This is a genomic window from Nocardioides sp. Root122 (assembly GCF_001425025.1).
Taxonomy (GTDB): Bacteria; Actinomycetota; Actinomycetes; order Propionibacteriales; family Nocardioidaceae; genus Nocardioides.
Genome location: NZ_LMDE01000011.1, coordinates 218,228 through 239,661, shown reverse-complemented (window position 1 = coordinate 239,661; position 21,434 = coordinate 218,228). Strand labels below are relative to the sequence as shown.

Annotated in this window: 23 protein-coding genes; 6 read left to right on the top strand and 17 right to left on the bottom strand. The window is 72.6% G+C overall.

The genetic code is table 11. The features are described from left to right. The 5 genes from ASC64_RS13940 to ASC64_RS13920 are packed head-to-tail and all read right to left on the bottom strand — an operon-like array spanning window position 1 to window position 4,531. Window positions 1–744, bottom strand: coding sequence for an SDR family oxidoreductase (locus ASC64_RS13940; RefSeq protein ID WP_056908139.1), 744 nt, complete (start codon window positions 742–744; stop codon window positions 1–3). Window positions 745–760: 16 nt separating this feature from the next. Continuing rightward, window positions 761–1,429 (bottom strand): histidine phosphatase family protein, encoded by a 669-nt coding sequence (locus ASC64_RS13935; protein ID WP_056908138.1) that lies wholly within the window; start codon window positions 1,427–1,429, stop codon window positions 761–763. After that, window positions 1,426–2,499: a phosphotransferase family protein gene (locus ASC64_RS13930; RefSeq protein ID WP_056908137.1), complete on the bottom strand. Its 1,074-nt coding sequence runs from the start codon at window positions 2,497–2,499 to the stop codon at window positions 1,426–1,428. Before ASC64_RS13930 ends, ASC64_RS13935 begins: the two co-directional genes overlap by 4 nt. Continuing rightward, entirely contained in the window at window positions 2,496–3,281 is a 786-nt protein-coding gene (locus ASC64_RS13925; RefSeq protein ID WP_056908136.1) for an SDR family NAD(P)-dependent oxidoreductase, read from the bottom strand. The genes ASC64_RS13930 and ASC64_RS13925 overlap by 4 nt, the downstream gene beginning before the upstream one ends. Further along, window positions 3,278–4,531, bottom strand: coding sequence for an acyl-CoA dehydrogenase family protein (locus ASC64_RS13920; protein ID WP_056908135.1), 1,254 nt, complete (start codon window positions 4,529–4,531; stop codon window positions 3,278–3,280). The genes ASC64_RS13925 and ASC64_RS13920 overlap by 4 nt, the downstream gene beginning before the upstream one ends. Window positions 4,532–4,571: 40 nt before the next feature. Between ASC64_RS13920 and ASC64_RS13915 the strand changes: the two genes are divergently transcribed. Continuing rightward, window positions 4,572–5,192, top strand: coding sequence for a TetR/AcrR family transcriptional regulator (locus ASC64_RS13915; RefSeq protein WP_200937755.1), 621 nt, complete (start codon window positions 4,572–4,574; stop codon window positions 5,190–5,192). 3 nt (window positions 5,193–5,195) lie between these two features. Here ASC64_RS13915 and ASC64_RS13910 read toward each other — a convergent pair whose 3' ends face one another. Together ASC64_RS13910 and ASC64_RS13905 are read right to left on the bottom strand one after the other, a co-directional pair. Then, window positions 5,196–6,785 carry an MXAN_6640 family putative metalloprotease gene (locus ASC64_RS13910; protein ID WP_156385201.1) on the bottom strand — a complete coding sequence of 530 codons (1,590 nt, stop codon included), beginning with the start codon at window positions 6,783–6,785 and terminating at the stop codon, window positions 5,196–5,198. A gap of 144 nt (window positions 6,786–6,929) precedes the next feature. Beyond that, a complete protein-coding gene (locus ASC64_RS13905; protein WP_156385200.1) occupies window positions 6,930–7,325 on the bottom strand; it encodes an adenylyltransferase/cytidyltransferase family protein in 396 nt (131 codons plus the stop codon). Between the two features lie 37 nt (window positions 7,326–7,362). On the opposite strand from ASC64_RS13905, the gene ASC64_RS13900 reads away from it, so the two are divergent. Next, entirely contained in the window at window positions 7,363–8,649 is a 1,287-nt protein-coding gene (locus tag ASC64_RS13900) for a DUF445 domain-containing protein (RefSeq protein ID WP_056908132.1), read from the top strand. A gap of 7 nt (window positions 8,650–8,656) precedes the next feature. Here ASC64_RS13900 and ASC64_RS13895 read toward each other — a convergent pair whose 3' ends face one another. Beyond that, window positions 8,657–9,841, bottom strand: coding sequence for a phospholipase D-like domain-containing protein (locus ASC64_RS13895; protein ID WP_056908131.1), 1,185 nt, complete (start codon window positions 9,839–9,841; stop codon window positions 8,657–8,659). Window positions 9,842–9,913: 72 nt separating this feature from the next. Between ASC64_RS13895 and ASC64_RS13890 the strand changes: the two genes are divergently transcribed. Next, the gene (locus ASC64_RS13890) at window positions 9,914–10,171 is read left to right on the top strand and encodes an RNA-binding S4 domain-containing protein (RefSeq protein WP_283100209.1); all 258 of its coding nucleotides are present in this window, start codon (window positions 9,914–9,916) and stop codon (window positions 10,169–10,171) included. A gap of 23 nt (window positions 10,172–10,194) precedes the next feature. On the opposite strand, the gene ASC64_RS13885 is transcribed toward ASC64_RS13890, so the two are convergent. Next, window positions 10,195–11,010 (bottom strand): hypothetical protein, encoded by an 816-nt coding sequence (locus ASC64_RS13885; protein ID WP_056908129.1) that lies wholly within the window; start codon window positions 11,008–11,010, stop codon window positions 10,195–10,197. Continuing rightward, window positions 11,007–11,903 (bottom strand): ABC transporter ATP-binding protein, encoded by an 897-nt coding sequence (locus ASC64_RS13880; protein WP_056908128.1) that lies wholly within the window; start codon window positions 11,901–11,903, stop codon window positions 11,007–11,009. The genes ASC64_RS13885 and ASC64_RS13880 overlap by 4 nt, the downstream gene beginning before the upstream one ends. 140 nt (window positions 11,904–12,043) lie before the next feature. Here ASC64_RS13880 and ASC64_RS13875 point away from each other — a divergent pair, with 140 nt between their 5' ends. Together ASC64_RS13875 and ASC64_RS13870 are read left to right on the top strand one after the other, a co-directional pair. After that, on the top strand, window positions 12,044–13,237 hold the full coding sequence (locus ASC64_RS13875; protein ID WP_082550483.1) for a sensor histidine kinase: 1,194 nt from the start codon (window positions 12,044–12,046) through the stop codon (window positions 13,235–13,237). Beyond that, entirely contained in the window at window positions 13,234–13,929 is a 696-nt protein-coding gene (locus tag ASC64_RS13870) for a response regulator (RefSeq protein ID WP_235563750.1), read from the top strand. Before ASC64_RS13875 ends, ASC64_RS13870 begins: the two co-directional genes overlap by 4 nt. 58 nt (window positions 13,930–13,987) lie before the next feature. Here ASC64_RS13870 and ASC64_RS13865 read toward each other — a convergent pair whose 3' ends face one another. The 3 genes from ASC64_RS13865 to ASC64_RS13855 all read right to left on the bottom strand — a co-directional run bounded on the left by ASC64_RS13865 (window position 13,988) and on the right by ASC64_RS13855 (window position 15,818). Further along, window positions 13,988–14,329: an FKBP-type peptidyl-prolyl cis-trans isomerase gene (locus ASC64_RS13865; RefSeq protein WP_056908410.1), complete on the bottom strand. Its 342-nt coding sequence runs from the start codon at window positions 14,327–14,329 to the stop codon at window positions 13,988–13,990. A 70-nt stretch (window positions 14,330–14,399) separates the two neighbouring features. Continuing rightward, the gene (locus tag ASC64_RS13860; RefSeq protein WP_056908126.1) at window positions 14,400–14,831 is read right to left on the bottom strand and encodes a CBS domain-containing protein; all 432 of its coding nucleotides are present in this window, start codon (window positions 14,829–14,831) and stop codon (window positions 14,400–14,402) included. A gap of 93 nt (window positions 14,832–14,924) precedes the next feature. After that, window positions 14,925–15,818 carry an inositol monophosphatase family protein gene (locus ASC64_RS13855; protein ID WP_056908409.1) on the bottom strand — a complete coding sequence of 298 codons (894 nt, stop codon included), beginning with the start codon at window positions 15,816–15,818 and terminating at the stop codon, window positions 14,925–14,927. 41 nt (window positions 15,819–15,859) lie between these two features. On the opposite strand from ASC64_RS13855, the gene ASC64_RS13850 reads away from it, so the two are divergent. Further along, window positions 15,860–16,327 (top strand): DUF2231 domain-containing protein, encoded by a 468-nt coding sequence (locus ASC64_RS13850; RefSeq protein ID WP_056908125.1) that lies wholly within the window; start codon window positions 15,860–15,862, stop codon window positions 16,325–16,327. A 17-nt stretch (window positions 16,328–16,344) separates the two neighbouring features. Here ASC64_RS13850 and rsgA read toward each other — a convergent pair whose 3' ends face one another. The 4 genes from rsgA to ASC64_RS13830 all read right to left on the bottom strand — a co-directional run bounded on the left by rsgA (window position 16,345) and on the right by ASC64_RS13830 (window position 21,336). Beyond that, complete coding sequence (rsgA, locus tag ASC64_RS13845) at window positions 16,345–17,349, bottom strand: ribosome small subunit-dependent GTPase A (protein ID WP_056908124.1); 1,005 nt, start codon at window positions 17,347–17,349, stop codon at window positions 16,345–16,347. Next, entirely contained in the window at window positions 17,346–18,659 is a 1,314-nt protein-coding gene (gene aroA, locus ASC64_RS13840; protein WP_056908123.1) for a 3-phosphoshikimate 1-carboxyvinyltransferase, read from the bottom strand. The genes rsgA and aroA overlap by 4 nt, the downstream gene beginning before the upstream one ends. Before the next feature lie 18 nt (window positions 18,660–18,677). Next, the gene (locus tag ASC64_RS13835; RefSeq protein ID WP_056908122.1) at window positions 18,678–19,208 is read right to left on the bottom strand and encodes a DoxX family membrane protein; all 531 of its coding nucleotides are present in this window, start codon (window positions 19,206–19,208) and stop codon (window positions 18,678–18,680) included. A 70-nt stretch (window positions 19,209–19,278) separates the two neighbouring features. Next, window positions 19,279–21,336 (bottom strand): sigma-70 family RNA polymerase sigma factor, encoded by a 2,058-nt coding sequence (locus tag ASC64_RS13830; protein ID WP_056908121.1) that lies wholly within the window; start codon window positions 21,334–21,336, stop codon window positions 19,279–19,281. Between the last annotated feature and the right edge of the window lie 98 nt (window positions 21,337–21,434).

Sequence of the window (21,434 nt, the reverse complement as noted above, 5' to 3'; positions counted from 1 at the left end):
TCAGCCCAGGCGACGCAGCACGCCGACGGGGACGTGCTTGATCGCGAGGCCGAGGGGCGCCCACGGCCAGGCCGGGACGCGGGCCGACCTCTTCTCCTTCTCGATGGCCTCGACCATCGCGCGCACGCCCTTCTCGGTGGAGGTCACCAGCGGGGTCCTGGCGGAGGTGCCGGACATCTCCGAGACGATGTAGCCCGGGTAGAGCACGGTGACCTTGATGGGGGTGCCGTGCACGTCGGCGCGGAAGCCCTCGGCGAGGTGGGCGACCGCGGCCTTGCTGGCGGCGTACGTCGTGATGTTGCGGGGCATGCCGCGCAGCGCCGAGAACGACGAGACCATCACCAGGTGGCCGCGGCCCTGGGCGCGGAAGATCCCGGCCGCCGCCTCGGTCTGCGCGAGGGCCCCGATGAAGTTGGTCTCGGCTGTCTGCCGGTTGGCGTCGAACCGGCCCGTGCCCAGCGGCTGGCCCTTGCCGAGGCCGGCGTTGACGACGACCCGGTCCAGGCCGCCGAGCTCCTCACGGAACTCCTCGAAGACCCGGAAGACCGCGTCGTGGTCGTTGACGTCGAGTGCCTTCACCGACACGGTCACGTCCGGGTGGGTGGCCGCGATCTCCGCGGCGAGCTCGTCGAGGCGCTCGGTACGTCGGGCGCAGAGCGCGAGGTCGTGCCCGAGGGCGGCGAACTGGCGGGCCATCTCGGCGCCGAGCCCGCTGCTGGCGCCGGTGATGAGGATCGTGGACATGGAGGCTCCTGGGGAGTCAGCGATAGGTGAGCAGGTCGGGGGAGAGGTGGTCGTGGGCGTTGAAGGCGACGAGGGTCGTGCCGCGCGCGCCGCAGACCACGGTCGAGGTGCCGGTGTTGACCGAGACCGGGTTGAGCCGCAGCCACAGGTCGGTGCGCGCCTCCGGGCGGTCGGCCAGCAGGGCAGCGCACGCCCAGGCGACCGGGCCGCCGCTGGTCAGCACGACGGCCGTGCCCTTCCCGGGGAGGGCGTCCACGAGCCCGGCGAGGGCAGCCTCGACCCGTGAGGTGAAGACGCCGAACGACTCGTCGTAGGCCTCGTCGTGCTCGCCCGAGGTCCAGCGGAGCGTCGCCTCCTCGAACCACCGCTGGAACGTCGCCTTCTCCGACTCGCCCTCGACGGTGGTGGGCTGGTCGTGCACGGCGAGGACCTGCAGGTGGTCGAACTCGTTCCAGCCGGGGTCGGTCCGGACGCCGGCCGACCACCCGGCTCCCTCGAGGACGCCGGCAGCCGTCTGCGCGTGGCGCTTCATCTCGCCCGCGACCACGAGGTCGGGGGAAACGCCGCGGGCGGCCAGGGCCGCGCCGAGCACGCGCGACTGCTCGTGGCCGGTCGCGGACAGGTTGTCGTAGTCGGCGGCACCGAACGACGCCTGGCCGTGCCGCACCAGGAGGATCGAGCTCACGAGGCGATGAGCCCGTCGAGGCGGCGGCCGATGATCTGCACGGCCGGGCCGAAGAGGGCGTACATCTCGTTGGTGGTCTGCCCGTGGAACCAGCGGTAGTAGATCTGCTGGGCGATCACGGCCATCCGGAACAGCCCGAACACCTCGTAGAACCGCCACTGCTCCGGCGTGACCGTGCGCCCCGTGCGCTCGCCGTAGGCCGCCACGAACTCGTCGCGGGTCAGCATCCCCGGCAGGTGCGTGGGCACCCGGCGCATCATCTGGAACTCCTCGGTGTCGTCGGCCTGGACCCAGTAGGCCATCGAGCCGGCGAGGTCCATCAGCGGGTCGCCGAGGGTGGCCATCTCCCAGTCGAGGACACCGACGACCTTCGTCACGTCGTCGGCGCCCAGCACGAGGTTGTCGAGCTTGAAGTCGTTGTGGATCACGCACGTCGCGACGTCGTCGGGCTGCTGCTCGTCGAGCCAGGCCATCACCGGCTCGAGGTCGGGCACGTCCTCGGTGCGGGCGTTGCGGTAGCGGGTGGACCACCCCTCCACCTGCCGGCGTACGTAGCCGGCGCCCTTGCCCAGGTGGGCGAGTCCCGCCGCGTCCGGGTCGATGCCGTGCAGCTCCGCCAGCACGTCGACGGCGTCGAGGCACAGCGCGTGCGCCTGCTCGGGCGACAGTGGGACGTCCGCGGGCCACTCGCTGCGGGGGATGATGCCCGCGATGCGGTCCATCGCGTAGAAGTCGCCGCCGACCACGTCGGGGTCGTCGCAGAAGGCGACCATCGGCGCGACGTAGTCGAAGACGGGCGCGAGCGCCGCCTGGATGACGTACTCGCGGTGCATGTCGTGCGCACCCCTGGCCTTGGTGCCGCGCGGCGCGCGGCGCACGATCAGGTCGCGGCCGGACGGGTAGCGCAGCAGGTAGGTCAGGTTGGAGGCGCCCCCGGTGAACTGCCGCACCTCCGGGTCGCCGTCGAGGCCCTCCGGCGTGCGCGCGTGCTCGCGGACCCAGCCCGCCACCCGCGCCACGTCGAAGGCGTCCTCCTCGCGCACCTCGCGGGCGCCCGGCACGGCGGTCACGAGATCCCCTGCGAGAGGGCCTCGAGCTTGCCGGCCTGGTCGCGCATCACCGCGTCGTAGGCCGGCCGGTCGGCCCACTTCAGGAAGTACGCCTGGCGCGCGGCCTCGTCGGGCACGATCACGTCGTCGCCGGCGTCCATGCCGGCCAGGACGGCAGCGGCGACGTCCTCGGCCGTCACCTGCGACCGCTCGACCAGCCCGGCGACGACCGTGCCGACGACCTCGTCGCTGCCCTGCATGGAGTCCATCAGGTTGGTGCGGAAGTAGGACGGGCACACCACGCTCGCCCGGATGCCGTACGACGCCAGCTCGTGCCCGCACGTCTCGGTGAAGGCCACGACGGCCGCCTTCACGGCGTTGTAGGAGCCCATCCCCGCCGGGTGGACGAGCCCGGCCAGCGAGGCGACGTTGACCAGGTGCCCGGAGCCCTGCTCCTTGAGCATCGGCACGAACGCCCGGGTGCCGCGGACCGCGCCGAAGAGGTTGATGTCGGTGATCCAGTGCCACTCCTCGAGCGTGCAGCGGTCGACCCTGCCGCCACCGGCGACGCCGGCGTTGTTGACCAGCACGTCGAGGCCGCCCCAGCGCTCCCGCACCGCCTCGACCGCGGCCGCCCAGTCGTCGTCGGAGGTGATGTCGAGGACGAGGTCGATGCCGTCCGCGGCCACGCGGTCGGTGGCGAGCACCTCGTCGCCGCGGGCGCGGAAGGCGGCGACCAGCGCCGCCCCGAGGCCCGACGCGGCACCTGTGACCAGCACCCGGCCGTTGTCGGGAGCGCTCACGAGGTGTGCTTCCCGAGCTCGATCTTGGCGACGACGTTGCGGTGCACCTCGTCGGGTCCGTCGGCCAGGCGCAGCGTGCGGGCGCCGACCCAGGCCGCGGCGAGCGGGAAGTCGTCGGAGACGCCGGCGCCGCCGTGCAGCTGGATGGCCATGTCGATCACGTCGAGGGCCATGTTCGGTACCTCCACCTTGATCTCGCTGACTGCGGAGTAGGCCTCGCGGCTCATCCCCTGGTCGAGCAGCCACGCGGCGTGCAGCACCAGCAGGCGCGAGCGGTTGATCGCGATGCGGGCATCGGCGATGCGCTCGCGGTTGCCGCCGAGGTTGGCGATCGGCTTGCCGAACGCGGTGCGCGAGGTGGCGCGGGCGCACGCGAGCTCGAGAGCCCGCTCGGCGAGGCCGATGGCCCGCATGCAGTGGTGGACGCGACCCGGGCCCAGCCGGCCCTGCGCGATCTCGAAGGCGCGGCCCGGACCCAGGAGCACGTTCGAGAGGGGGACCCGCACGTTGTCGAAGGACACCTCGCCGTGGCCGAGCGGCTCGTCGTAGTAGCCCATCGTGGTGAGCATCCGCTCGACCGTCACGCCCGCGGCGTCGCGGGGGACCAGCACCATGGTGTGGCGCGAGTGCCGGTCGGCGTCGGGGTCGGAGAGGCCCATGAAGACGAGGACCTTGCAGTCGGGATTGCCGATCCCGGTCGACCACCACTTGCGGCCGTTGATGACGACCTCGTCGCCGTCCACCTCCGCGGTGGCGGCCATGTTGGTCGCGTCGGAGGACGCGACCTCGGGCTCGGTCATGCAGAAGGCGCTGCGGATCTCGCCGCGCAGGAGCGGCTCGAGCCACTGCTGCTTCTGCTCGTCGGTGCCGTACTTGAGCAGCACCTCCATGTTGCCGGTGTCGGGTGCGTTGGAGTTGAAGACCAGGGGAGCGAGGAACGAGCGGCCCATGGCCTCGGCCACCGGCGCGTAGTCCACGTTGGAGAGGCCCTCGCCGCCGTCGGTGCCGAAGTCGGCGGCATAGCGGCCGGCGTGGGCGGCGGGCAGGAACAGGTTCCAGAGCCCCTGCGCGCGGGCCTTGGCCTGCAGCTCCCCGATCACCGGGTCCGGCGTCCAGCTGTCGCCGCCCGACTCGCGCAGCCGGGTGATCCGGCGGTGCGCCTCGGACTCGATCGGCTCGATCTCGTCGGTGACGAACGCACGCACGCGATCACGGAGGTCGGCGGCGCGAGGAGAGAGGGAGAAGTCCATGACGTTGACCTTCGCACACTGTTGAGCAATGCTCAACAGCGTGTCCCACCATCCTGTCACCGAGGACGCCCAGCCCGTACGCCGACGGCTGAGCGCGCAGGATCGTCGCCGGCAGCTCGTCGCCATCGGGCTCGCCAAGATCGTCGAGAAGCCGATCCAGGACCTGCCGATGGACGACATCGCCGCGGAGGCGGGCATCTCGCGCGGGCTGCTCTTCCACTACTTCCCGACCAAGACCGACTTCTACCTCGCGTGCATCGCCGCGGCCGGGCGCCGGATGCTGCGCACCACGGCGCCGGACGAGGACCTGTCCGGGGAGGCGCAGGTCGAGATGACCACGCGGCTGATGGTGGAGCAGATCGAGCGGCGTCGCGACTTCTACCTCGCACTCGTCCACGGCCACGGCGTCGCCGACCCGCGGGTCACCGAGGTGATGGACTCGGTCCGTGAGGGCAGCACCGACCGGGTCGTGACGGCGCTGGGTGTGCCCGCGCACCAGCGTGATGTCGTACGCGCCTGGTGGGCCTACACGGAGGACCGGGCGCTCACCTGGTCGGCAGTGCCGCCCGGTGAGCGCCCGGTCCTGTTGCCCGCGCTGGTCGCGGAGTGCGTCGCCGCCCTCCACGCCCTGCTGGCCCTCAGTGCATCGGAACCCGTGTGAACCTCAGCGCTTGACCACCTTGCCGACGACGGAGAAGCGCTCCTTGTCGTCGAGCGGGAGGCCGGCGCAGGCGAGCACGGTGCGCTTGCCGCACCGGTAACGCGTGGAGCCGTTGACCAGCGTCACCGACACCGCGGCGACGCGCTTGCCGCTGAAGGCCACCACCTTGTGCCCGGCACCACGACGGTTGAGCTTGACCATCTTGGTCTGGCGCTTGCCGTTGGCGAGGTGGACGACCACCACGGCGTAGGGCGACGTCGCCTTGGCCGGGCCGTTGACCTTGACCGACAGCTTCCACTTCTTGCTGCCCAGGCCCTTGCCGGGGGAGTAGACGTAGGAGGCCGAGGCGAGGTGGTTGATCTTGGTCGAGAAGCGCTTGGTGCGCTTGCGCTTGCTGAGCGCCTTGCCGCCGCGGACCTTGGGGAACGGGTACTCGGCGCCCTCGGGGAAGTTGGCGGCCGGGGTGAGGTTGCCGGCGGCGTACTGGGCGTAGACCTTGCCGAAGCCGCCCTTCTTCTTGAGCACCTTCTGCAGGGCGGTGAGGCTGTACTTGCCTCCGTCGCTCTTGAGGGAGCCGGCCTGGTCCCAGGCCTTCTTCACGATGCCGACGCCGTACTTGGTGGAGAGGTACTCCCAGAACACCCAGTTGCCGTACTGGTAGCCCTCGTTGCGGCTGAACAGGTCGAGCGGCACGTAGGGGGCGTAGATCTGGCTCCAGGGGAAGTACTGGCGGTTGTCGTTGACCGCGGTCGCGATCCGCTCCTCCATCCACGTGGCCGTGGACTCCATCATCCAGGGGTCCTCGCGGTAGTCGTAGGCGTACTGGATGGCGTGGAAGAACTCGTGGGCCGCGGTGACCGTCAGGTTGTCCGTCGGGGTGCCGGTGGGGAACTGGGCGGCCGCGAAGTCGTTGTCGAGCACGCAGTAGCCGGAACCGGTGCGGTTCCTGACCTGGTCCTCGCCGGCGCAGAAGCCGTAGATGTCACCTCCGAGGTCCTTGAGGTAGACGTCGAAGAGCGCGTTGCCGCCCTTGGCGCCGTCGGTGAGCGGCGCGCGGTAGCCGAGGCCGTCGACCTCGTGGCTCCACACGGCGTCCATGATCGCCAGGTTGGTGGCGGGCCACTCGGGCGACGGCGGGGCGTCGGCGCCGGTGGGGACGTAGTGGATGCACAGGCGGGTGTTGCAGATCGGAGCGGCCTCCGGGACGGTGTAGCCGAACCCCTGGGGGTCGCCGACGCCGTCGGTCGGACGGGCGAGCAGCCGGTCGGCGAGGCGGCGCTCGTTGCCACGCAGCCGGGTCTTGTTGAGCCAGAGGTCGCGCAGCGCGAGCGTGGCGGACGGATCGCGCGGGAGCGCCTTGCCGGCCAGCACCCGGCGCGCCGTGGCGAGCGTCTCGGTCGGGGTCGCCGCGCCGAACTCCGGCAGCGCAGGCTCGGGAGCGAGCTCGAGGGCCTCGGCGGGCGACGGCACGTGCGTGCTGCCGGGGCCGGCCGGGCGGTGGTTGCCGGTCTGGTCCGCGGCGACGGCAGGGGCGGACAGCGCCGCGCCACCCATCAGTGCCAGAGCAACAGCGGTGGTGACGATTCTGCGCATGGTTCCCCTCGTGGTTGTCATCTCGGGTGTGACCCTAACCCAGCGCACGGACGGCGGAACGCCGACGGATCGGCAGGCAGGACGGCCTGGAGGTGGCCCCGGACGTCGTCGCGGGGGTCGGGTCGGGGTCGGGCTGAGGTCGGGCTAGAGGTCCGCGATGTGCTCGATGATCGCGGTGGTGGAGATGGCCGGCGTGCGCTCGAGGTAGACCACCTCGCACACGTCGCCGAACTCGTCGAACTTCCCGGCCCAGTCATCGCCCATGACCAGCACGTCGGCGCCGTGCTCGACGATGTAGTCGCGCTTCTGCTCCAGGCTCTCCTCGACGAAGACCTCGTCGACCACCTTGAGCGCGCCGACGATGGCCAGGCGCTCGCGCTCGGTGAAGACCGGGACCCGGCCCTTCTTGCGCTCGTTGAGCGCGTCGGCGGAGACGCCGACCACGAGCCGGTCGCCCAGCGCCGCGGCGCGCTCGAGCACGCGCAGGTGCCCGACGTGGAACACGTCGAACGTGCCGAAGGTGATCACGGTGCGAGGCATGCGCCGCATTCTGGCACGGTCGGGGAGGATGGCTGGCATGCCCGCCACGTCCCCGACGGCTGCCCCGACGATCTCCCTCATCACGCCCGACCCGGGCGCCGACGAGGCGCGCCGACGCGGCCTGCGCCGGATGCGCACCGTCGCCGTCGGGCTGCTGCTCCTCGCCGCCTGCGTGTACGTCGCCACGCTGGGGCGCGAGGGCTTCTGGGGCTTCGTCAACGCCGGCGCCGAGGCGTCGATGGTCGGCGCGATCGCGGACTGGTTCGCCGTGACCGCCCTGTTCAAGCACCCGCTCGGCCTGCCGATCCCGCACACCGCGCTGATCCCGAAGCGCAAGGACGAGCTCGGCAAGGGCCTCGAGGAGTTCGTCGGCGAGAACTTCCTGCAGGAGGACATCATCCGTGACCGGGTGGCCGCGGCGACGATCTCGGCCCGGGTCGGGGAGTGGCTGGCCGACCCCGCCAACGCCCGCCGTGTGGTCGACGAGGCGTCCGACGTGGCGGCGATCGCGCTGGGCAAGGTGCGCGACGACCACGTCGCCGACCTCGTCACCCAGGCGCTCGTGCCGCGGTTCCGCGAGGAGCCGATCTCGCCGCTGCTCGGCACGACCCTCATGGAGGTGCTGCGCGACGACCTCCACCACGGCGTGGTGGACCTGGCGGTCGACGAGATGCACCGGTGGCTCGTCGACAACCCCGAGACCTTCTCCCGCGTGCTCGAGGAGCGTGCACCGTGGTGGGCGCCGCCGCGGCTCAACGACGCGGTCACCTCGCGGCTCCACGTCCAGGCGCTGGCCTGGCTGGAGGACATCCGCGACGATCCGCACCACCGGGCCCGCGAGGCGCTGGACTCCATGCTCGGGCAGCTGGCGCACGACCTGCTCAACGACGCCGAGACCCAGGCCCGTGCCGAGGGCTTCAAGAACCGGTTGCTCGAGCACCCGCAGGTGGTCACCACCGCCATCTCGCTGTGGAAGGCGATGCGCTCGGCCCTGCTGGGCTCGATCCAGGACCGCGAGGGTGCCGTGCGCCAGCGACTGCTGGCCGAGCTCACCGTGTTCTCCCAGCGGCTGCGCGACGACGCGGTCCTGCGCGAGCGACTCGACCGGATGGCCGCCGACCTCACGGTCTTCATGGTGGAGCGCTACGGCGCCGAGGTGACCACGGTGATCACGCACACGATCGAGCGCTGGGACGGCAAGGAGGCCGCCCGGCGCATCGAGCTGCACGTCGGCCGCGACCTGCAGTTCATCCGCATCAACGGCACCATCGTCGGCGGGCTCGTCGGCGTGCTGATCCACGCCGTCAGCCTGCTGGCGTCCTGAGGCCGGGTCAGCGGCAGGGCTTCATCACGGGCATCACCCGCGACCGGCTCTGGTGGGAGTGTGCCCACGCGTCCTCGAAGTGCGCGGCGTACTGGTCGTGGACCCAGCGGTTGTCGACGATGCGCACCATGACCTCGTCGTTGTAGAGCAGGCCGCCGCAGGTGGTGTTGGACGTGCCCGTGACGGTGAGGAACGTGGGCCTGCCGCGGAACCGCGCGTGGACGGCGAGCATCTTGTCGTGGGTGAGCGTCGTGCGGACGGCGGAGCGGGCGAGCCGGCCCTGGGGGAGCCTGGCCTCGAGCCAGTTCTCGACCGTGTCCCGGGTCGTGATGATCCGCACCCGGCAGCCCCGCGTCGAGAGCCGCACCAGCTCCGCGCGCACGTCCGCCCGCTGGATCACGGCGAACATCGCGGACACGTCGCGCGCTCCCGGGCGGCAGCTGATGTCACGCAGCGTGGAGAGCAGCAGGTCGCGACGCGAGGGATAGACCGCGGCGGTGACGGACCCGGACTCGAAGACCTTGCTCCGGTCGTTCCAGGTGCGCCCGCCGACCGTCAGGCTCTGGTCGAAGAGCCGGGCGAAGTACGCCGTCCCGAAGCGGTACAGCGCCGGGTCCTCGATCCGGAGGAAGGAGTTGTACTGCCGGTACTGCCGGTCCTCGAGGTTGGCCGAGCTGGTGATGAACGACTGCACGCCACCGATGTCGGTGACGTAGAACTTGAGGTGCTGCACGTTCTGGCTGTCCGGGAACGGCCCCGGTGCCCGCCACGGCAGGCACGCGCCGCGGCAGATGGTGACGTTCTTGCGGGCGGGGTCCTGGCCCTCGATCTTCTCGATCAGCCGCCGGCCGCGAGAGTTGAGCCGCAGGTCGTCGTCGCCGACGAGGTAGACCTCGGCGCCCCGACGCTGCGCCGCGACCAGGGCCTTCGTGGGCGCTTCGATGTCCCACCGGAACATCGCGACCCGGATCGTGTCGCCCGGGCCGGCGTCGTCGAAGAGGCTGCTCGGCCGTGCCAGCACGGTCGGGTCGTCGGCCCGGGTGGGCGGGGACGAGAAGCACACCTCGATGCCCCCGGCCGCATCGCAGCCCGTCTTTCCCGCGCGTGCCGCAGGCGCGGTGTCGTACGCCGCTGCGGGCAGCGCGAGCGCCACCACGACCAGCAGCACGAGCAGCAGGAACGGACGGCGCATCGGTGGATCTCCCCCTGAGGACGGCGCGGTGGTGGGTGCCAACCTTGGCACGCGACAGTGTTCACTTGACCCATGACACCCGGCGAACCCGAGCCCATGGACGTGCCGATCCGCGACGAGTCGATCCGGCTGGGCCAGTTCCTCAAGCTGGCCAACCTGATCGAGAGCGGCTCCGACGCCAAGCCCGTCCTGGCCGACGGCGCGGTCACGGTCAACGGCGAGGTCGAGACGCGGCGGGGCCGCCAGCTCGTCCCCGGTGACGTGGTCACGCTGGGCGGGCTGGCGGCCCGGGTCGCCACCGGAGAGGTCGAGATCGACGTCCCCTGGTGAGAGGCGGTGAGGGTCGCGAGGTGCTACTTCACCTCGCGGTGCAGGACGCGGTGGGTCCCGACCGCCAGGGGCAGCAGCACCCACACGGCGAGTGCGGTCCCGAGCTGCGCCCAGTCCCGGCCACCCATCTCGCCGGCGAACAGCGGCTGGGTCACGAGGTCGAGGTTCAGCCACCGGCCGATGTCCTGCAGTGACGAGATCGCCGTGGTGGCAATGGACCACACGGTCGGCAGCACCAGCACCGAGACGATCGCGACCGGTGTGTTGAGGAACAGCAGGCCGAACGCGACGCCCTGCAGGACGTAGATCAGCAGGGCGAGCACGAGGCCGCCCGCGGCTGCTGCGGAGAGGTCCCACTCACCGGTGCCGCCGGCGACGTTGGCCAGCGCCGACGCGGCCACGGCCACGACGAGCACGACCAGAGCCAGCGCGAGCGCGGCCAGCACCTTCGCGAGCACCACCCGTCCGCGGTGCGGCTCGAGGGTGAAGGTGACCAGCCCGGTGCGCTGGCTCCACTCGGCCGTCGCGGCCATGATGCCGAGGACCGGCAGCAGCATCGCCAGCGGCAGCGTCGACAGCTCGAGCAGCCCCGAGAAGGAGGCGTCCTCGGCCGGACCCCAGATGAGGAACGCGACCAGGATGAGCGCGGCGACGGCCGCCATCACGATGACCATCCAGCGGCCGGCGCGGGTGTCGACCATCTTGCGCAGCTCGGCGTGCAGGGTGCGCCCGAACGGGACCCCCGGGCGCCCGGGCAGCGCCTCCGGAGTGCGTACGCCGTCCCTGCCGACGGCCGGCGTGTCGGTCGTCCGGGCGGTGCTCGTCTCGGTCGAGCTCATGCTGCGTCTCCAACGCGTGAGGTGGCGGCCGTGAGGCCGAGGAACATCTCTTCGAGGCCTTCGGAGCCCCCGGAGCGCAGCTCGAGGAGCACGACGCGCTCCTCGGCGGCGATCCTGCCGACCACGCCGGGCTCGGCGTCGACGACGAGCCCGGAGCCGGTGCGGGTGACGGGCACGTCGGCCGCCTCCAGCAGGCCGGCGAGCCGGGTGTCGTCGGTGGAGTGGACGGTGGTGCCACCGCGGCTCAGCAGCTCCTCCTTCGAGCCCATCGCCACGATCCGGCCGCGACCGATCATCACGAGGTCGTCGGCCACGATCTGCACCTCGTGCAGGAGGTGGCTCGAGAGCAGCACGGTCCCGCCGCCGTCGGCGAAGCGCCGCAGCAGCCCGCGCATCCAGTGGATGCCCTGCGGGTCGAGGCCGTTGGCCGGCTCGTCGAGCACCAGCACCTGGGGCTCGCCCAGCAGCGCGGCCGCGATGCCGAGCCGCTGCCGCATGCCGAGGGAGTAGTTGCGCACCCGGCGTCCGGCCTCCGCGTCGGTCAGGCCGACCAGCGCGAGCACCTCCTCGACCCGCGTGCGGGACACCCCGACGGAGATGGCGGCCACGAGGAGCACCTCGCGGCCCGTGCGGCCCGGGTGCTGGGCGGACGCGTCGAGCATGACGCCGACCTGTCGGCCGGGGTTGTGCAGCTCGCGGTAGGTCCGGCCGAGGATCGTCGCGCGGCCGGACGTGGGCGGGGTCAGCCCGGTCATCATCCGCATCGCGGTCGACTTGCCGGCACCGTTCGGGCCCAGGAAGCCGACCACGCTCCCCGGCCGCACCTCGAACGAGATGTCGTCGACGGCGGTGAAGCCGCCGTAGCGCTTGGTCAGGTTCTCCACTGTGATCATGTCTCGAGCCTCGACGGGACGAGGGGTGCCGGACATCGGACGCAAGGTTCCCCGGCATCCGACCCAGGTATCGATCCGCCTCCCGGGGCCGACACCTTGGTCGGACGCGTGGGGCGTGCGGGGTCCTCTAGCCTCGGGCCATGCCCGAGGACGACACGGTGGTCGCCGAGCAGCGCCCCCGGCGGATGGCGGCAGCCTGGCGCTACGCCCTCGCCCTCGCGATCAGCCTGCTGGTCTGGGGCGGGCCGCTCGTCAGCGCAGGGGAGCGGCCGTCCGACGCCGCGATGTCCTGGTACCTGTGGGGCGACCCGGCAGTGGGCCTGCTGTCCTTCGTGCTGATCCGCTGGCGTCACCGGCACCCCGCCGCCATCGCGCTCGTGCTGACGGCGGTCGCCTGCGTCTCGGCCACGAGCGCCGGTCCGGCGACATGGATCGTCGGGTCGCTGGCGTCGCATCGTCGGTGGCGGCTGATCGCGCTGGTGGCACCGTTGGGCGTGGTCTCGGGGATCGTGCAGGAGCAGGTCGGGATCTCCGAGGACACGCTGCCGCTCTGGGTCGCCGCCGCGTTCGGGGTGCTGGTCAACGGCATCCTCATCGCCACCGGCTACGCCATGGGCTCCCAGCGCCAGCTCGTCGACTCCTACCGCGACCGGGCCGAGACGGCGGAGCGCGAGCAGCGCGCCCGCGTCGCCCAGGCCCAGGCGGCCGAGCGCACGCGCATCGCCCGCGAGATGCACGACGTGCTGGCCCACCGGATCTCGCTGGTGGCGATGAACGCTGGAGCGCTGGGCTACCGCACGGACCTGACCGCCGAGGAGCAGGCGAGCGCTGCCCAGTCGATCGAGGAGAACGCGCACCGGGCGCTGTCGGACCTGCGAGCAGTCCTCGGCGTGCTCCGCGACCCGACGCGTCCCACCGAGGCGGCGCCCGAGCGCCCGCAGCCGGGCATCGACGACCTCGCGGGACTGGTGGCGGAGGAGCGAGCGGGTGGGATGCGGGTGCGGCTCTCGGACCGGGTGGAGGGCGAGCTACCGGCGGGCACCGGCAGGACGGCGTACCGCATCGCGCAGGAGGCGCTCACCAACGCGCGCAAGCATGCCCCCGGCACCGCCGTCACCGTGGACATCGCGGGCTCTCCCGATGACGGGCTGGTGGTCGCGGTGCGCAACGCGGCGCCGGTCACGCCGGGGTCGGGACCGCCGCTCCTTCCCGCGTCGGGGCTCGGCCTGATCGGCCTCGCCGAGCGCGCCGCGCTGGCGGGTGGCCGGATCAACCACGGCGTCGACGCCAGTGGCGGGTACGCCGTCAGGGCATGGATACCGTGGGAGTCGTGACCGGCGAGGCGAGCTCCGCGACCACCCCTCCGGCGATCTCGCTCGCGGTCGTCGACGACGACCCGATGGTGCGAGCGGCGCTCAGGATGATGCTGGGCGGGGCGTCGGGGATCACCGTCGTCGCCGAGGCCGGCGACGGCGAGGAGGCGCTGAGCGTCGTCCCGCGCTCCGGCGCCGAGGTCGTGCTGATGGACATCCGGATGCCCGTGCGCGACGGGCTCAGCGCGACCGAGGCGCTCCTGGCCGCGCACCCGGCGCTGCGGATCATCGTGCTGACGACCTTCGACACCGACGACATGGTGCTCCGTGCCCTCCGGGTCGGGGCCGCGGGGTTCCTGCTCAAGGACACCCCGCCCGCCCGTCTCGTCGAGGCCGTCCGGACGGTCGCCACGGGGCAACCGATGCTGTCGCCGAGCGTCACCGCGCAGCTGATCGCCGCCGTCACGAAGGACTCCGTGCAGCCCGGGACGCACGAGCGCGCAGGCTCTGCCCGTGCGGCACTGGCCCGGCTCACCGAGCGGGAGCGGGACGTGGCCGAGGGTGTCGCGCGTGGGCAGAGCAACGCGGAGATCGCGGCCGAGCTCTTCATGGGCGTGCCGACGGTGAAGACGCACGTCGGGCGGCTCTTCACCAAGCTGGGCGTCGAGAACCGGGTGCAGGTCGCGATCCTGGTCCACGATGCGCAGGCGTGAGGAACGGTGAAGTGCCGCCCGACGTCGGGTGCTGCGGGTGGTGCTGTGCGGCTGGAGGTCAGCGGACCTCGAGGAGGTCCACCACGAAGATCAGGGTCTCGCCCGGCTTGATCGCGCCGCCGGCGCCACGGTCGCCGTAGCCCAGGTGCGGCGGGATGACGAGGCGACGACGGCCGCCGACCTTCATGCCCTGCACGCCGGTGTCCCAGCCGGAGATGACCTGACCGATGCCGAGGCGGAACTGCAGCGGGGTGCCGCGGTTGTAGGACGCGTCGAACTCCTCGCCCGTGGAGTGGGCGACGCCGACGTAGTGGACCGAGACGGTCGAGCCGGAGGTGGCCTCCGCGCCGTCACCCTCGACGAGGTCGGTGACCTCCAGGTCCTCGGGGGCCTCGCCCATGTGCGGGTCGACGTCGGGCTTCTCGCTCACGCTTGCTCCATTCGTTCGTGCTGGCCCGGGGGCCAGGCGGTCAGGTCTGGTGGACGTAGCTGTCGAGCTGGTCGCGCTCGAACTCGAGCTCGCCGATGCGGCTCTTGACCACGTCACCGATGCTGATGATGCCGGTCAGCCGTTCGTCGGCCACCACCGGGACGTGCCGGATGCGGTGCTCGGTCATCGTCTGCATCAGGTCGGTGAGCCCGTCCTGGCCCGAGCAGGTGCGCACCTCGGCGGTCATGATCGAGCTGACCACGCTGTCGAGCACGGCCTCGTCGGCGTGCAGGCGGCGTACGACGTCGCGCTCGCTGACGATGCCCGCGACGCGCTCGCCGTCGTCGCTGACCACGAGGGCGCCGACGTTGTGCTCGGCCAGCAGGGCGACCAGCTCGCGGACCGTGGCGTCGGGACGGATGGTCACCACGTCCTGGTTGGCCTTGTGCTGGATGACGTCCTGGATCCTCATGGGTCTCCACCTCTCTCCGACGACACTACGGATGAGTCACCGTAGCCAAGCCGGGGCGTGAGGGACAGGGGCGAACGTCCCGCGCGCGTGCCCTCAGTCCAGCACGGGCGGGGTCTGGCGGTCGCGCAGGTTGCTCACCGACCCCGGCCCGCGCCGGGGCACGTCGGGGTCGAGCTCGTCGTCGGGCAGGGCGCCGAGGAACGACAGCGCCGCCTCGTGCAGGTGGCCGTTGGTCGCGAGCGCGTTGCCGCCCCACGGGCCGTCCGTGCCGTCGAGGGAGGTGAAGCGGCCCCCGGCCTCGCGCACGATCACGTCCAGCGCGGCCATGTCGTAGAGCTCGAGCTCGGGCTCGGCCGCGATGTCGACCGCGCCCTCGGCGAGCAGCATGTAGGACCAGAAGTCGCCGTAGGCTCGGGTGCGCCAGCACCGGCGCGACAGCGAGACGAAGTCGTCGAGGCGGTCACGCTCGTCCCAGCCCGAGAGGGAGGAGTAGCTCAGCGAGGCGTCCTCGAGGCGGCGTACGTCGGAGACCTCGCACCGCGTCGCCTTCAGCAGCGAGCGACCCGTCCAGGCACCGCCGCCGGCCGAGGCCCACCAGCGGCGCTGCAGCTGGGGGGCGGAGACCACGCCGAGGACCACCTCGTCGTCGATCGCCAGTGCGATGAGGGTGGCCCACACGGGCACGCCGCGCACGTAGTTCTTGGTCCCGTCGATCGGGTCGACGATCCAGCGTCGCTGGCTGTGCCCCGTGGTGCCCTGCTCCTCGCCCACGACGGCGTCGCGCGAGCGGACCCGCGACAGCGTGCGCCGGATCCCCTCCTCGACGGCCTTGTCGGCGTCGGTGACCGGGGTGAGGTCCGGCTTGCTCATGACGTGGAGGTCGAGGGCCTTGAAGCGGGCGAGCGTGAGCGAGTCCGCGTCGTCGGCCAGGACGTGCGCCAGGCGCAGGTCGTCGGTGTGGTCGGCGGCGCCGCCGGTGATGGGCATGTCCACAGGCTATTCCCAGCGTCGACCCCTAGCCTGCACACATGGAACTCAACGGTGTGCCGCTGCACCCGCTCGTCGTCCACGCCGTCGTGGTCCTCGGGCCGCTCGCCGCCCTGACCGCCCTGGCGTACGCACTCGTCCCGAGGTGGCGCTGGCTGCTGCGCTGGCCGCTGCTGGTCCTCGCCGTCCTGACCGCCGCGAGCGCCTTCCTGGCCACGGCGTCGGGCGAGGACCTCCTGGAGTCGCGTCCCCGCCTCGAGGAGCTCGTCGAGGAGCACGAGGAGCACGGTGAGCTGCTGCGCAACGTGGCCCTGGGCTTCGTGCCGGTCGCGGTGCTCGCCGCGTGGGCGCTGGGCGGCGCCTCGGCGCTGGCCTCGGGCAGGGGAGCCCAGCCCACGCGCGGCGCGATCGGGGTCGTGGCCGCGGTGCTGCTGGTGGCCGGCGCGGTGGCCCTGCTGGTCACCCTCTTCCTCGCCGGTGACTCCGGCGCGAAGTCCGTCTGGGGCTGAGCACTCCGGCCGGCGGCCTACCAGTCGACGGCGCCCTCACGAGCGGCGAGGAGCCGGCGGAACGACTCGACCCGGTCGGGGTCGGTCTCCCCGGCCTCGAGCGCCTCGTCGAGACCGCACTCGGGCTCGCCCTCCCCGTGGGTGCAGCCTCGCGGACAGTCCTCCGTCATCTCCTCGAGGTCGGGGAACGCCTCGATGAGGTTCTCCGGCTTCACATGGGCCAGGCCGAAGGAGCGGATGCCGGGGGTGTCGATGATCCAGCCGTCACCGTCGGGGAGCTCGAGGAGGTAGGCGCTGGTCGAGGTGTGCCGTCCGCGCCCGGTGACGGCGTTGACGATGCCCACCTCGCGCTTCGCGTCGGGCACCAGCGCGTTGACCAGCGTCGACTTGCCCACGCCGCTGTGGCCGACCAGCACGCTGGTGCGACCCCGCAGCCGCTCGCGCAGCTCGGTCAGGTCGCCTGCCCCCTCGCCCTTGAGCTGGGTGACGACCCACGGCACGCCGAGCGATCGGTAGGTCGACAGGAGCGTCTCCGGGTCGGCCAGGTCGGCCTTGGTGAGGCAGAGGAGCGGCGCCATCCCGGCGTCGTACGCCGCCACGAGGGCGCGGTCGATCAGGCGTGGGCGCGGCTCGGGGTCGGCCAGCGCGGTCACGACCACGAGCTGGTCGGCGTTGGAGACGATCACCCGCTCGACCGGGTCGTCGTCGTCGGCCGTGCGCCGCAGGGTGGTGCTGCGCTCGACGACCTCGACGATGCGGGCCAGCGAGCCGTCGGCGCCGCTCGTGTCGCCGACGACGCGGACGTGGTCGCCGACCACGACCCCCTTGCGGCCCAGCGGGCGCGACTTCATCGCCATCACCCGGTGGCCGTCGAGCAGCAGCGTGAAGCGGCCGCGGTCGACCGTCACCACGCGCGCGTCGACGGCGTCGTCGTAGGACGGCCGGTCCTTGGTGCGGGGCCGGGTGCGGCGGCGCGGCCGCTCGTAGTGCTCCTGGTCGTGGTCGGAGTAGCGGCCGGTCACGCGGTGACCCCGGTCCCGTGCACGGCCCGGCTCCAGGCGGTGGCGAAGTCGGGGAAGGTCTTCGACGTGGTGGCGACGTCCTCGACGAGGACACCGTCGACGGCGAGGCCCAGGATCACCGCGGCGTGGGCCATCCGGTGGTCGGCGTAGGTGTGGAAGGTGCCGCCGTGCAGCGCGGCGGGGCGGATGGAGAGTCCGTCCTCGCGCTCGGTGACGTCGGCCCCGAGGCGGCCGAGCTCGGTGGCGAGCGCCGCGAGCCGGTCGGTCTCGTGGCCGCGGATGTGGGCGATCCCGCGCAGGTGGGACGGGGAGTCGGCCAGGGCGCAGAGTGCCGCGACGGCGGGCGTGAGCTCCCCGACGTCGTGCAGGTCGAGGTCGACGCCGCTCAGCCGGTCGGGGCCGACCACGGTGAGGTCCCCGTCGGCGAGCGTGACCTCGCACCCCATCCGGGTGAGGATCTCGCGCAGCTCGTCACCCGGCTGGGTGGTCGCGGTCGGCCAGTCGGTCACGGTGACGCGACCGCCCGTCGCGGCGCCCAGGGCGAGGAACGGCGCCGCGTTGGAGAGGTCGGGCTCGATGTCGTGGTCGAACGCGTGCACCGGGCCGGGAGCGACCGCCCACCGGTTCGCGTCGGTGTCGTCGACCTCGACGCCGTGCTGGCGGAGCATCTGGACGGTCATCTCGATGTGGGGGAGCGAGGGCACCGGCTTGCCGACGTGGCGTACGTCGACGCCGCGCTCGTAGCGGGCACCGGCGAGCAGCAGGGCGGAGACGAACTGCGAGGAGGCGCTGGCGTCGATCGTCACGGTGCCGCCCGGCACCGCACCCTCGCCCAGCACCGCGAACGGCAGCGCGCCGCGGCCGCCGTCCTCGACGCGCACGCCCAGCGCGGCGAGGGCCGACAGCATCGGGCCGACCGGGCGCAGGCGCATGTGGGGGTCGCCGTCGAAGTCGACCCGGCCGCGGGCCAGCCCGGCGACCGGCGGCACGAACCGCATGACGGTGCCCGCCAGGCCGCAGTCGACCACGGCGTCGTCGTCCCACGAGGCGGGAGTGACGGCCCAGTCGCCGTCGCGGTCGTCCAGCCCGGTGCCGAGCGCCGTGAGCGCCGCAGCCATGAGCAGCGTGTCGCGCGAGCGCAGCGGACGGCGTACGACGCTGGGGCCGTCGGAGACGGCGGCCAGGAGCAGGGCGCGGTTGGTCAGCGACTTGCTGCCCGGCAGCGAGACGACACGGTCGACCGCGTCGCGGGGTCGCGGCGCCGGCCACAGGTCGCTCGACGTCACGGCATGGCTCGCGGGCTCACTCACCCGCGCACCCTATCGAGGTCAGGTGAGCTGGGCCTTGGCCAGTTTCGCCTCGCGGCGGGCGTCCTTGGCAACCTGCTTGGCCTCGCGGCGTACGTCGGCGGCCGCGCGGCGGGCCCGCCAGGCCAGGCCGGGCTTGCCCTCGGTGTCGACGCCGGCGAGCAGGAGGCCGCCGAGGACGGAGGCGTTCTTGGCGAACTGCAGGCGCTGCATGTTCTTCGCCTGCGGGTCGGTCTCCTCCCAGAAGCGGTGCCCGGCGAACGTGGTCGGGACCAGGGACGCGGCGAGCACGGTGGCGCTGAGGCGCGGTGCCCGGCCGGTGGCGAGCGCGGCAGCAGCGAGGAGCTGGGCGCCGGCGTTGATCCGCACGAGCGTCTGCGGGTCCGTGGGGATCGGCGCCTGGGGCACGACCTTCTGCGCCAGCGGGACGACCCGGTCGGTGACCGGCTTCGCCTTGACGGCATGGGCCTCGCTGTTGCGCAGGGCGTTGATGCCGCCGACGACGAAGATGGAGGCCAGCATCGGACGGGCGAGCAACCGAGTGATCGTCATGCCCCCTGTCTACACGATGCCGGGAAGGGTGCGCTCCGTCCCCAAGGGTGCCGAAGCGCCGGGCGCCGGCTCAGTCGAGCACGGCCCGCCAGGTGTTGTTGGCGGCGTCGGGGTCGTCGACTCCGGGGGTCAGCGTCGCGGCGATGGTGGCGCCGGAGGGCGCGACGAGGATCAGGCCGACGCGGGAGGTGTCGGCCGAGGAGATCTCGCACGTCAGCCCGCCGGAGCGTCGGTTGCAGCGGTCGTCGAAGGCGATCGCCACCACGACGTCGGTCAGTTCGATGTCGAGCCGCGCCGTGTCACCGGGGGAGAGCCCGGTGGGCTGCAGGCTCACCACGTAGAGCGGCCCACCACCGGTCACCGTTCCGGAGAGCGAGGCGTCCACCGGCGTCGGGTCCGGGTCGGGATCGGGGGTGGGAGTCGGCGTGGGGGTGGGTGTGGGGCTGGGGTCCGGCGTGGGCGTGGGCGTGGGTGTCGGGTCCGGCGTGGGGGTGGGTGTGGGGCTGGGGTCCGGCGTGGGCGTGGGTGTCGGGTCCGGCGTGGGGGTGGGAGTGGGGCTGGGGTCCGGCGTCGGCGTGGGAGTGGGCGTGGGAGTGGGCGTGGGAGTGGGCGTCGGGCTGGGGTCCGGCGTGGGCGTGGGAGTGGGCGTCGGGTCCGGCGTGGGGGTGGGCGTCGGGTCCGGCGTCGGGGTGGGCGTCGGGTCCGGCGTCGGGGTGGGCGTCGGGTCCGGCGTCGGGGTGGGAGTCGGGTCCGGCGTCGGGGTGGGCGTCGGGTCCGGCGTCGGGCTGGGAGTCGGTGTCGGTGTCGTGGTGGCGGTCGCGGTCGGTGTGACGCTCGGCGTCGGGGTCGCGCTGGACGTCGGCGTGGCGTCGCTCGTCGGCTCGTCGGTCGGGCCGTCGGTCGGGTCGTCGGTCGGATCGACGGTCGGCTCGTCGGTCGGGTCGTCGGTCGGGACCGTCGTCGGGTCCGTCGGGCCGGTGGGCGGACCGAGGGCAGGGTCGGTGGGCGGCGCGAGCAGGTCGTCGGACGTGGGCACGTCGGCCACCACGTCGTCGGGCCCATCGGCGTCCACGGAGGTGTCGGCCGACGCGCCCGAGCCGGTGCCGGCGCCCGACCGCAGCGAGCTGCCGCCGGGATCGACTGGTGCGCTGATGGCGGGGTTGCGGACCGGAGGATCGGCGGTGGTGCGGTCGGCGTGGTTGAGCCCGACCGCGATGGCACCGCCCACGATGGTGACGCTCGCTGCCACGCCCGCGACGGCCACTGCGGCGCTGTTGCCCACGACCAGGTCGCGGACCCGGCCGACGACGACGCCGATGCCGGTCGGGATCGCGGCACCGCCCACGGCGGCGGCACCGACGTACGCCGCTCCCACCCCGCCGAGCAGCAGTGGCGCCAGGATCGCGCCCAGGTTGGAGTTGACCTCGGTGAGCTCGAGGTAGATGGCCATGCAGGAGCGGCAGGAGCCGAGGTGGTCCTCGACCTTGACCGCGTCGCGGCGGGAGATGGCGTTGCGGACGTAGGCGCCGAGCTGCCCGTGTGTCCAGCGGCAGGTGTCCTCCTCCAGCTCCGCCACGTGCTGGGTCAGGAAGGCCTGGCGCAGACCCTCCCGCGCCCGGTAGGCGAGCGCCGAGACCGAGTTGGGGCTCATCCCCAGGAGGGGCGCGATGTCGGCGGGCTTGTCGCCCTCGACCTCGGTGTGCCAGAGGACGAGCTGCCAGCGCTCGGGGAGGGAGGCGAAGGCGCGGGCCGCCGCGGCGCTCTCGAAGCCCTCGACGGCGGTGTCGCGGAACGGCACACCCGGGTCGAAGACCTCCATGTCGTCGGTCGTGTGGAGGCGGGAGCTGGCCCGGAAGCGGTCGACCTGGAGGCGGCGTACGGCGGTGAGCAGGTAGGCGCGGAACGCGACGTCCGGCCCGCCACCGCGCTGCAGGACGCCGAGCACCTTGATGAATGCGTCGGAGACCAGGTCCTCGACGTCCCCGGCCGGCACGAGCTGGCGGGCGAGACGGCGCGCGGCGTCGATGTGGCGTTCGAAGAGCGTGCCGTAGGCAGCGACGTCCCCGCCGCGGACCGCCGAGATCAGCTCGGCGTCCCCGGGTGACTCGACGCTGTTGGTGATGCTCATGTCGACGCTCCGGACGCTCGCCTGACCCGGGTGCCAGGCAGTGGCGACTCTAACCCTCGGGTCCGGTGCGGGCCCGGAAGGCAAAGAATCCCGAAACG